The organism is Deltaproteobacteria bacterium (assembly GCA_021159305.1).
GTDB lineage: Bacteria > Campylobacterota_A > Desulfurellia > JAGGSF01 > JAGGSF01 > JAGGSF01.
Genome location: JAGGSB010000020.1, coordinates 1 through 11,662 on the forward strand (window position 1 = coordinate 1; position 11,662 = coordinate 11,662).

Annotated in this window: 11 protein-coding genes and 3 tRNA genes; 12 read left to right on the forward strand and 2 right to left on the reverse strand. The window is 36.8% G+C overall.

Annotation, left to right across the window (positions count from 1 at the left end; genetic code table 11):
• Positions 1–122: 122 nt before the first annotated feature.
• Both metK and J7J10_01455 read right to left on the reverse strand, forming a co-directional pair.
• Complete coding sequence (metK, locus tag J7J10_01450; GenBank protein ID MCD6129608.1) at positions 123–1,280, reverse strand: methionine adenosyltransferase; 1,158 nt, start codon at positions 1,278–1,280, stop codon at positions 123–125.
• A gap of 30 nt (positions 1,281–1,310) precedes the next feature.
• Positions 1,311–1,396, reverse strand: a tRNA-Leu gene (locus J7J10_01455).
• A gap of 84 nt (positions 1,397–1,480) precedes the next feature.
• Here J7J10_01455 and J7J10_01460 point away from each other — a divergent pair.
• The 12 genes from J7J10_01460 (at position 1,481) to fmt (ending at position 11,597) form a co-directional block, all read left to right on the forward strand.
• Positions 1,481–2,854, forward strand: a complete 1,374-nt coding sequence (locus tag J7J10_01460) for a threonine synthase (GenBank protein MCD6129609.1) — start codon at positions 1,481–1,483, stop codon at positions 2,852–2,854.
• A gap of 103 nt (positions 2,855–2,957) precedes the next feature.
• Positions 2,958–4,373, forward strand: coding sequence for a trehalose-6-phosphate synthase (locus J7J10_01465; protein ID MCD6129610.1), 1,416 nt, complete (start codon positions 2,958–2,960; stop codon positions 4,371–4,373).
• A 1-nt stretch (position 4,374) separates the two neighbouring features.
• Positions 4,375–5,013, forward strand: a complete 639-nt coding sequence (locus J7J10_01470) for a hypothetical protein (GenBank protein ID MCD6129611.1) — start codon at positions 4,375–4,377, stop codon at positions 5,011–5,013.
• Between the two features lie 2 nt (positions 5,014–5,015).
• Positions 5,016–6,236 carry a glycosyltransferase gene (locus tag J7J10_01475; protein ID MCD6129612.1) on the forward strand — a complete coding sequence of 407 codons (1,221 nt, stop codon included), beginning with the start codon at positions 5,016–5,018 and terminating at the stop codon, positions 6,234–6,236.
• Positions 6,233–7,015, forward strand: coding sequence for a trehalose-phosphatase (gene otsB, locus J7J10_01480; GenBank protein MCD6129613.1), 783 nt, complete (start codon positions 6,233–6,235; stop codon positions 7,013–7,015). Before J7J10_01475 ends, otsB begins: the two co-directional genes overlap by 4 nt.
• Before the next feature lie 62 nt (positions 7,016–7,077).
• Positions 7,078–8,229, forward strand: coding sequence for a KamA family radical SAM protein (locus tag J7J10_01485; GenBank protein ID MCD6129614.1), 1,152 nt, complete (start codon positions 7,078–7,080; stop codon positions 8,227–8,229).
• A 1-nt stretch (position 8,230) separates the two neighbouring features.
• Positions 8,231–8,935, forward strand: a complete 705-nt coding sequence (locus J7J10_01490) for a hypothetical protein (protein MCD6129615.1) — start codon at positions 8,231–8,233, stop codon at positions 8,933–8,935.
• A complete protein-coding gene (locus J7J10_01495; GenBank protein MCD6129616.1) occupies positions 8,922–9,911 on the forward strand; it encodes a molybdopterin-binding protein in 990 nt (329 codons plus the stop codon). The genes J7J10_01490 and J7J10_01495 overlap by 14 nt, the downstream gene beginning before the upstream one ends.
• A 67-nt stretch (positions 9,912–9,978) precedes the next feature.
• A tRNA-Gln gene (locus tag J7J10_01500) sits at positions 9,979–10,052 on the forward strand.
• Between the two features lie 4 nt (positions 10,053–10,056).
• Positions 10,057–10,128, forward strand: a tRNA-Glu gene (locus J7J10_01505).
• A gap of 27 nt (positions 10,129–10,155) precedes the next feature.
• Positions 10,156–10,665, forward strand: coding sequence for a peptide deformylase (gene def, locus J7J10_01510; protein MCD6129617.1), 510 nt, complete (start codon positions 10,156–10,158; stop codon positions 10,663–10,665).
• Complete coding sequence (gene fmt / locus J7J10_01515; protein MCD6129618.1) at positions 10,662–11,597, forward strand: methionyl-tRNA formyltransferase; 936 nt, start codon at positions 10,662–10,664, stop codon at positions 11,595–11,597. The genes def and fmt overlap by 4 nt, the downstream gene beginning before the upstream one ends.
• Positions 11,598–11,662 lie beyond the last annotated feature (65 nt).

Here is an 11,662-nt window from a genome sequence, read left to right on the forward strand (position 1 = left end):
TGGTTTTTCCTTCTGAAAACGCTCTTTTATTAATCTCAACACCCCCATTTCTTTTTCTGCCCATTCTATCCTTCTCTCGCCATTAGAAGATAGGTTCAAGTCCGCTATGTGATAATCCATTATTATATCCCCGCCTTTTTCCTTAAAATTTCTGCTGTATCTGTTTTTTCCCATGTAAAATCTTCATCGTCTCTGCCGAAATGGCCATAAACAGCAGTTTTCCTATATATAGGTCTCAAAAGATCCAATTTTTTTATAATACCGGCAGGCGTTAAATCATAGGTAGATAGAACCAACTTTCTTATCTCTTCTTTAGGCATGATGCCCGTACCATAGGTGTGCAGCATAAGGGAAACAGGTTCCGCCACACCGATAGCATAGGCAATTTGCACTTCGCAGCTCTTTGCCAATCCTGCAACAACAATATTTTTTGCCACATAGCGTGCCATATACGACCCCGATCTATCGACTTTTGTAGGATCTTTTCCAGAAAAGCATCCCCCACCGTGAGAACCAACGCCACCGTATGTATCTACAATAATCTTTCTCCCTGTAAGACCAGTATCCGCCTGCGGTCCTCCCACTACAAATCTGCCGGTGGGATTTATATAGATTTTCATATTTTCATCCCACTTGTGTTTAGGAATAACATGCTCTATCACATATTCCAGAATATCCTTACGCAATTTTTCTATTTCTATTTTTGGGCTATGTTGAGCAGAAACAACTACAGCTATCACTTTTTCTGGTTTATGATTCAGATAGCGGATAGATACCTGACATTTACCGTCAGGACGCAGGTAAGGAAGTATGCCTTCTTTTCTTACCTCCGCAAGTCTTTTAGCAATTCTATGAGCATAAGCAATGGTCAGGGGTAAGTATTCAGGAGTTTCATCAGTAGCGTAACCGAACATCATTCCCTGGTCTCCGGCACCCAAAATACCCTCGGTTTTATCTACTCCCATTGAGATATCTGGGGATTGAGCATGAATGGATGTTATTATGCCGCAGGAATGATAGTCAAAACCATAAGAAGCATCAATATATCCAATATCTTTTACCACATTCCGAACAATATCAGGAATATCCGCATAAGCAGTAGTTGTAATTTCTCCTGCCACAAATGCTATGCCCCTGGTAAGCAATGTCTCACAAGCCACACGACAGTTTTTATCGTCCTTTATTATGGCATCTAAGATTGCATCGGAGATTTGGTCTGCTATTTTATCTGGATGACCTTCACACACAGATTCTGAAGTAAATAAGAAGCTCTCTTTCATCTTTTTCTCCTCTTGCCTGATAAAAATAAATGCCGAAGACGGGACTCGAACCCGTACGGAGAAAATCCTCCACTAGATCCTGAATCTAGCGCGTCTACCAATTCCGCCACTTCGGCATCCATAATAAATTTATCCATATCCAATATCTTTGTCAAATGAATAAGATTGACTTTAAATTATGATTCTACTAACTTTATAGTATGTTTTACCAGAGTACAAGGGGCAAAACAAAAAATATCTCATTTATACAGACGGTAAAAATGGGTCTTGCCAATGACGGAGGGTTGCTCATTTCCCAATATATCCCTGTCATTAAAGAAGATCTCTCCCAACTCAATTTCAGAGAATTGACACTTTATTTAATGAAGACATATATCGGCGATGAGATAGAAGAAAGCACATTATGGAAGCTTATCCAAAAAAGTTATTCTTCTTTTGATACAGAGAAGGTTGTACCGGTGGTAAAAAAAGACGGTATATATATTGCAGAACTATTCCATGGACCAACACTTGCCTTTAAAGATATCGCCTTACAATTTTTGGGCAACCTATTTGAATACATCCTACAAAAAGAAGGAAGAAAGATGAATATATTAGGGGCTACATCCGGCGATACAGGCAGTGCAGCCATAGAGGGGGTTAGAGGTAAAAAGAATATGAATATATTCATTCTTTATCCTTATGGAAAAGTCAGCCCTATCCAGCAAAAACAAATGACTACAGTGGAAGAAAAAAATGTATTCTGCATTGCCATAAAGGGCTCATTTGATGACTGCCAATACATTGTAAAAAAGATATTCTCCGACATTCAATTTAAGCAGAAATATATGTTGGGGGCAGTAAATTCCATAAATTGGACACGCATTCTGGCTCAAATCATCTACTATTTTTATGCCTATTTTCAAATTCATGCCAAAGGTTCTGTTTGTTTCAGTGTGCCTACTGGTAATTTCGGTAATATCTTTGCCGGTTTTATAGCCAAAAAAATGGGTTTGCCTATAGATAAACTCATCCTCGCTACAAATGAAAATGATATACTGTCAAAATTCGTAAATACAGGTATCTACAAAAAAGGGAAGGTTACAAATACCATAAGCCCTTCTATGGACATACAGATAGCCAGCAACTTTGAGCGCTATCTGTATTACCTGTTTGATGAAAATGGTGAAAAAATAAGACAACTAATGAACACATTTTCTAAATATGGAGAGATAAAGATAAACAAACAAAAATTACAAACAGTACAAGCAGATTTCCTCTCTGCAAAAGCTACGGAAACTGAAACAATAGAAGAGATAAGAAACTTTTACAAAGAAACGGGATACATCCTTGATCCCCACACCGCAGTTGGAGTGAAGGTAGGAAGACAATTGCGAGATAAAGAAAAACCATTAATTTGTTTAGCCACTGCCCATCCTGCAAAATTTCGAAAACCTGTGGAAAAAGGCACTGGTAGAATACCGCCTATACCACCCTCCTTACAAAATATAGAAAAAAAGAAAGAAAGGTTTACCATTATCGATGCCTCCTTCGAACAGGTAAAAACATTTATCGAACAATATGCATTAAGATAAATTGACAGCTATTTAAAAAACAAATAGAATAACAAAGATGGCATGGGACAAAGATAATTTAAAAGAAATAGTCAAAGCAAAAATAGGATCATATAAGTTTATAATTGTATCCAACAGAGAACCCTACCTTCATAGATTCTTTGAAGATGAAATCAGGTGCGTTATGCCTGTCAGTGGCATGGCACTGGCATTAAACACCGTAATGCAGACTTGTGGAGGAACATGGGTTGCTCACGGCTCCGGTGAAGCAGACAAAGATGTTGTGGATTCAAACGACCACATTCAGGTTCCACCAGAAAACCCAAATTATACCTTGAGAAGGGTCTGGTTAACCAAAGAGGAAATGAACGGTTACTATTTTGGATTTGCCAATGAAGGGTTATGGCCACTCTGTCACAACGCCTATACCAGGCCTATTTTCAGAAAATCGGACTGGGATATGTACCGAAAAGTAAATGAAAAATTCGCCGAAATTATACTGGAAGAAATGGGTGATAATGAAGGTTTTGTTTTTATTCAGGATTATCATTTCACCCTGCTTTCTAAAATTCTCAAAGATAAAAGACCAGACATCACAGTTGCTCAATTTTGGCATATTCCCTGGCCCAATGAAGAGACCTTTAGAATATGCCCCTGGGGTGATGAAATATTAGAGGGTCTTCTGGGAAACGATCTTTTAGGATTCCATATTCGCTATCACTGTCAAAACTTTTTAGATACAGTAGATCATTTCATTGAAGCAAAAGTGGATTGGGAAAAATCTTCTATAACTCATAACGAGAAAGAAACACTGATCAGACCATTTCCCATAAGTGTGGATTTCAAAAAAATAGAAAATATGTCAAGGCAGGCAAAAGTTGAAGAAAATATCAAAAGAATAAAAAGAGATCGCAGATTAAGGAATAGACTTATAGGAATAGGTGTAGATAGAATCGATTATACAAAGGGTATCTTAGAGCGATTTAAGGCAATTGACAGATTTTTTGAAAAATATCCCCAATATCTCGGCCGCTTCACCTTCCTCCAATTAGGTCCCCTTTCTCGCATTCATCTTCAACAGTACAAAAACTATAATGACGAAGTATATCACCTGATGGTTGAAATTAACGAAAAATACCAGTTCAAAGATTGGCAGCCTATTATATTGCGCAAGACTTATTTCTCTCAAGAAGACCTGATAAACTATTATCGCCTGGCAGATATATGCATTGTCAGTTCTCTTCACGACGGGATGAATCTCGTTGCCAAGGAATTTATTGCATCCAGATGGGACAATGATGGTGTTTTAATTCTAAGTAGATTTACTGGCTCCGCTCGCGAGTTAGAGACAGCGTTGCTTATAAATCCTTTCGCTACAGACCAATTTGCAGATACAATAAAAGAAGCATTAGAGATGGATGGAGAGGAAAAGGAAAAGAGAATGCAGAGAATGAGAGAAATTGTAGAAGGAAACAACATCTATCGTTGGACGGCTAAGATTTTATCCGAAATTTTCAAGCTTGGTTTAGAAGAAATTTAAAATGAGCGAACCTTTTTACTTTCATACCCAATTTGATCTGGTAGAAATTCTAAACAAGAAATCCAAAAATGTAATGGAACTCCTGGAGGGAATAAAGGTTGTCCCCGACTCCTCCATCTTTTACCACACCCATAAATTCTTGGAACAGCATCATTATCTATTACCCGAACCAGCCAACGATTTTGCTTACTGGATCAGTAATGTATTGGAGGAAAATACCCTGGGAGAAGAAATTGGCAGTATAGATATAATCGAGTTTGCAAGTATAAAAGAGTTGAGAAATAGATTTATTGAAATCTTAGAAGAGCACATAAACAAAGGCAGACCAGCCAGAAATTGTCCAGAAGGCAGTGAATTTCATTTTATGGCTTGTAAAACATTTATTTTACCCACGCCTTATATTGCTCACAATCTAAAAGAGTTCAAAGAAATCTTGAAGAAGGTAACAAAGAGCTCTCTTTACTTTCACATCTTTGAAGCGCGGATAAGGTTGGGAAAAGTGGACAACGACTTTTCCAGATGGCTAAGAGACTTAGGCAAGGATAAAATCGCCGCAGAAATTTCTCGCTTAGACCCTTACACATATACGTTGGAAGGATTGAGGGAAAAGATAATCTCTATTATCTGCAAGGAAAACTAAAAATGACTAAATTAGACGAATATAGAAAAATTGCTGGAGATAATGTAATTGATGAGTTGCACTTTTTAGCAAGCAGGGTTTCTGGAAAGACGATTCAAAATATAAATTCTGCCGCTGTGGGCGGTGGAGTGGCAGAGATACTAAGCAGAATAATACCACTTTTGAAAGAATTGGGTGTGAATATAGGATGGAGCGTTATAAAGGGTGATGAAAAATTCTTTGTGATAAGTAAAAAGATACACAATGCCCTTCATTCTGCAAGGGTAGAAATTACAAATGATGAGTTGAATTACTTTTTGGATGTCAATCAAAAAAACGCAGAGGAAATAAACTTCTACGGTGACATAATATTTGTTCATGATCCTCAACCTGCTGCACTTATTAAAAAGAGAGAAAAAATAGGAAAGAATTGGATTTGGCGATGTCATATCGACTTTTCTAATCCCAATAAGCGTATTTGGTCATTTCTAAAAAGTTATATTGAAAAATATGACACCGTTGTCTTCTCCGCCCCTACATTTGGTCGAGATATCTCTACCAAACAGATTCTCATCTCTCCCTCCATAGATCCTTTGAGTGAGAAGAATAGAGATTTATCCGCAAAATTCATAGACTCTGTTTTTGAAGGATATGGTATCGATAGAGAAAAACCCATTATAACCCAAATTTCAAGGTTTGATTATTTAAAAGATCCTATAGGTGTAATAAGAGCCTATCGTCTTGTAAAAAAACACATAGATTGTCAACTCGTTTTAGCCGGAGGTGGAGCAACAGACGATCCAGAGGGTAAAAAGGTGCTTAAAGCAGTGACAGAAGAAGCAAAAGAAGACAAAGATATATTTGTACTGCATCTTTCTCCTGCTTCTCATTTAGAGATAAACGCACTGCAAAGAGGTTCAACTATTATACTCCAGAAATCCTTACGGGAGGGCTTTGGACTCACCGTTTCTGAGGCTTTATGGAAGGCAAAACCGGTAATTGCATCTGCTGTGGGAGGTATACCATTACAAATTATACACAGATATTCCGGCATCCTAACCCATACCATAGAAGGAACAGCTTACTGGATAAAACAACTCTTAAACGATCCCGAATATGCAAAAAAGTTAGGGGAAAACGGAAGAGAACATATAAAGGACAATTTTCTTATTACCAGACACATTCGTGATTATCTTTTGTTATTTTTATCATTGTATCATAAGGAAGACATAGTAAACTTGTGAAAAAATATCTGTTTGATCGTCTCAGAGAAATATCAAATAAAATAAGAAACACCGATTATATTTTGTTGTGCCTGGACTATGACGGAACACTCGTGCCTATCTGTAAAAACCCATCATTAGCTAAACTTTCATCCGAAACAAAAGAGTTGTTGACTGATCTTTCTCAAAATCCATGTATCTCCATGGACATTATCAGCGGTCGTTCATTAAATGAGATTAAAAAGCTGATAGGTGTTGAAAATATACTCTATGCCGGGAATCACGGGTTTGAAATTTCTTATAAAGAAAATTGTTGGGTGCATCCAGAGGCAGAAAGAACAAAACCCATTCTAAAAAATGTTGTCAAAGAATTAAAGGCACAATTAAATACAATAGATGGTGTTTTGATTGAAGATAAAGGTTTGACTCTAAGTATCCATTACCGCAATGTTGTGGGAAAGTCGGCAAAAGACATAAAAAAAATCATTCAGGACATCGTCAATCTTTATCGGGAGACATTAAGAATAACCTCCGGGAAAAAGGTTTACGAGGTAAGGCCAAAAATCAATTGGGATAAGGGAAAGGCAATAATAAAAATGCAACAAATGCTTAATTTAAAGGAAGAAATACTAAAGGTTTACATAGGCGACGACAAAACTGACGAAGATGCATTTAAGATACTAAGAGAAGATGATATATCTATTGTAGTCGGTTATAAAAAATATTCAAAAGCCCATTATTTCTGTAAGAGTAGCAAAGAGGTTGTATTGTTTCTAAGGCACTTAAAGTCTCTATACTAACTAAATTTGACAGGCACAATAAAAATAAATAAAATAGAAGAAACTAACTAAAAGGAAAATATGTGAAGAAGATTAGATATATTACTGATATTTTGCAGGTTACTCAAATTCCCATTGAGCAACGGCGAAGGTTAAAAAAAGTTACAAAAAAATTTGCATTTAGAGCTAATGATTATTACTTATCCTTAATTGATTGGTCAAATGAAGATGACCCTATCAGACGGATAATTATTCCCCATGAAGGAGAATTAATACCGTGGGGTAAACTTGATGCCTCCGAAGAGGCACATTATGCAAAAACATTGGGTTTAGAACACAAATACTCAGATACAGCTCTTTTACTTGTCAACAATATATGCGGAGGATTCTGTCGCTTTTGCTTTCGTAAGCGCCTGTTTATGAATGAAGATAGTGAGGTAACTCACAATATTTCTCCAAATTTACAGTATATCCGCAATCATCCTGAGATTAGCAATGTTCTTTTATCGGGCGGCGATCCACTGATTATGTCTACAAAAAAACTGGAGAGTTTTATACAAAGGATACGCTGCATTGAACATGTAAAGATTATTCGTATAGGAACAAAGATGCCTGCGTTTAATCCATACAGGATCACAGAAGATCCATCTTTAACTGAGATGCTGAACCGATACAGTTTACCTCAAAAACGCATCTATATAATGACAAATTTCAATCATCCCAGAGAGTTAACTCCTATTAGCATTGATGCCATTACACGACTGTTAGAAGCAGGTACAATTGTCATCAATCAAACACCGCTTATCAGAGGAGTTAACAATGACCCTGATACTTTAGCAGAACTATTTCGTAGTCTTTCCTTTATGGGTATATCTTCATACTATGTATTTCAGTGCCGCCCTACATTAGGAAACAGAATTTATGCCGTGCCAGTAGCTGAATCTTATGAAATATTTAGAAAAGCGAGGATGCAGGTCTCTGGTCTGGCTGGAACGGCGCGCTTTATAATGTCTCATTCCACAGGAAAAATTGAAGTAGCAGGAACAACGCCAGAACACATCTATATGCAATATCATCGTTCTGCAAGTCCGGGAAATGCATCACAATTTATGGTTTTCAAAATAAATAAAGATGCTTACTGGTTTGATGATTTTCTAAAAACTTCAATGAACACAAAACAGACAATTTCTTATAGATGGCTTAGTAGAATGGAAAAAATGAACAGCAATCTATAAAATGAGTCTGATTGAAGAATTAAAGGAAAATTTTATAAACATCATAGAAAAAAATAATCTTAAGCATGAAGACATTGAAATTAAAACCTGCCCATCTTCACCACACGAAAAAGAAATATTGATAGAAGCAGACTTTAAAGGAAATAAGGGACAGGCATTCAGCACAGGTGCTATAAATTTTCAAGGTAAAATAAAAGATATTTTGAATATAGATTTAAATACATCTGAAAATCGCGCATTATTTATAGTCTGTACAAATGCCGTCTTAAAACACCTAAATCTAATAGAAGGAACAGTTCACTGCAATGAAAAAGAGGTTAAAAGATGTGCACAAAAGATAGCTGATAGCTTTTCTCGTAGATATGGTATGTTTCTTACCATAGGGATGATAGGATTACAACCCACTATCGCTGAAGCTCTAATAAAAAAAATAGGGAAAGAAAATATAAGGATATGCGATAATAAAAATAAGGATAAAAATTTTTACGATGTTTTAATAGAAGACGAAAAAAACATGAAGAATATTGTAGCAGGTTCTTTCTTAACTTTGGCAAATGGCAATGCAATCGTTGATGGGAAGATCGATGAAATAATAAAGACATTTAAAGAAGATAACAAGAGCAGAATTGTCATATTCTATGGTGTGACCATTGCCTCAGCACAAAAACTTTTGGGTTTAAAGAGGATATGTTTTGAGTCGCATTGAAAAAATCAAAATAGAGCAAGCAATTGGCAAATTATTGGCACATGATGTAACGCTTATAGACATAAGGGAAAAATTCAAGGGCCCTTTATTTAAAAAAGGATATGTAATTCAGGAAGAAGACATTGAGAAATTCAAGCGTTTAGGGAAAGAACATGTATATATCATCAATCTTTCGCCCGACGAAATACACGAAGACGATGCGGCAATTGAATTAGCCGAAAGTTTAATGAGAGAAGGAACATATAGAGACAGGCAGCCTTCAGAAGGAAAGATAAACATATACTCTTCTTTCAAAGGATTGACAAGGATAGACAGAGAAAAACTCCTTCAATTCAATCTCTTAAAAGTTCCCAGTTGCCCTACTCTACCTTCAAATAAGGTAGTAAAAAAAGGGCAAAAGGTTGCCTCCGTCCGCATCGTAGGGCTATTCACATCAAAGAAGATTATTGAAAAAGCGAAGGAAATAGTCAAAGGAGGCATAGTTTCTGTTAGGCCTTTTTTGAAAAAAAATATAGGTATCATCGCCACGGGCAACGAAGTTTTCTATGGAAAGATAGAAGACACATTTACACCCCGCTTGAACCAGAAAATCAAGAGCACCTATAATTGTAACATTGCCTATACTGCAAAAGCGCCGGATAAAAAAGAAGTAATAGAAACAGAGATAGAAAAATCCATCCAAATTGGATGTGATGTAATACTGATAACAGGCGGTACATCTGTAGATCCTGATGATGTAACATACCTGGCAATAAAAAATAAAGCCAAAACATTCTCCCGTGGTCTCCCCATTCAACCCGGCAATTATTTGAGTATCGGCTATATCGGAAATGTGGCAATTCTTGGTATACCTGCCGGTGCCGTATACAGCAGCAGGTCATCATTAGATTTTATACTACCCCACATTGCAATAGGGGAAAAACTTACAGAAAAAGAGATTTACGACCTGGGCTATGGAGGATTACTCCAATCTTGACAAATTTATGATTTGCAAGCGCTCACTTGACTTATTATTTTGTGAATGTTAAATTCTCTAACAATGTTGGGGAGTCGTCTAACGGCAGGACAGCGGACTCTGAATCCGTCAATCGGGGTTCGAATCCCTGCTCCCCAGCCAATTAGGCCCCATAGTCTAGGGGTAAGGACACCGGCCTCTCAAGCCGGGGACATGGGTTCAATTCCCATTGGGGCCATCAGAATGGACAATGAAGGATGAGAAGATGAAGGTGAAATTGATAACCTACCCCGATAAGATATTAAAAGCTAAATCAGAAGATGTAAAAAAAATAGCTGATAATATAATAAGGCTTTTAGATAATATGAAAGAAATCATGTATAAATATAAAGGTATCGGCCTCGCCGCTCCTCAGGTAGGGATAAATATAAGGGTAGCCATTATAGATTTGCAAAAGAATGACCCCGGTTTCGGCCTGGTCGAAATGATAAATCCCGAGATCTTAGAAAATGCAGGTGAGTTTGAAGAACATGAAGAGGGATGCCTGAGTGTTCCAGATTTTTACTCACCGGTACCAAGAGGAAAATATATAAAAATAAAATATATAGACAGGAAAGGAGAGGAAAGAACAATAGAGACAGATACATTTTTTTCCGTTGTAGCACAGCATGAAGTTGACCATTTAAACGGCATACTGTTTATTGACCGTATTTCACCCTTAAGAAAAGAACTCTTTCGCAATCACCGAAGAAAAATGCGCTTAAAAACTGGATGAATATCGTATTTTTTGGCACATCTGAATGGGCAGTTCCCTTTCTTTACACATTAAACAATTCGCAACACAAAATAGTTTGTATAATAACTACACCTGATAAAAAAAGTGGAAGAGGGAAAATAATTTCACCTTCTCCTGTGAAAGAAACAGCACAAGGGTTAAATATTCCTGTAATTCAACCTGAAGATCTTAAAGTACCTTCGTTTTTGGAAGAGATAAAAAAATATAATGCGCAAATAGGTATTGTAGTATCCTATGGAAAGTTTATCCCCGAGCAACTGAATAAGATTTTCTCTTATAGGATAATAAATATCCATCCTTCTCTGCTTCCTCTGTATAGAGGCCCGGCTCCCATGAATTGGGCAATCATCAATGGAGACAAGCTAACAGGAGTGACAATTATGGAGGTCAGCAACAAAATGGATGCTGGGGATATTCTAATGCAATGGGTAGTAAAAATAGATGAAAAAGACAGCTACATCTCACTATCTGAAAAACTTTCAAACACAGGAAGAAAAATGCTTTTATGCTGTTTAGAAAACATAGAATATGGAAGAATCAGCAGAAAAAAACAACGCGAAAAACTGTTCACCTATGCTCCTCCTTTAAAAAAAGAAGACGGAAGCTTAAACTTTAAAGAATCTGCCTCTACGATTGCAAGGAAGATACAGGGCATGAACCCCAGACCAGGTACATTCACATTTTTAAATGGAAAACGCCTTAAAATTCTAAAGTCCTCGCCTGTTTCATTAAAGGAAAAAGATTATAATTATGGGAAAATAATAAAGATAGACAAAGATGCCTTTTATATCTGTTGTAAAGATGGTGCTTTAAAAGTAGAACAAGTTCAAATGGAAGGCAAAAAGGTTATGGACTCCCCTTCCTTCCTGCGTGGATTTCCTTTAAAACAAGGGGAAATAGTAGGAAAATAACAACCCGCCCAGGCAAGCGGGGTATTTATTTTACTTTAGAGTATGAAATTAAGGCATTGTTCCAA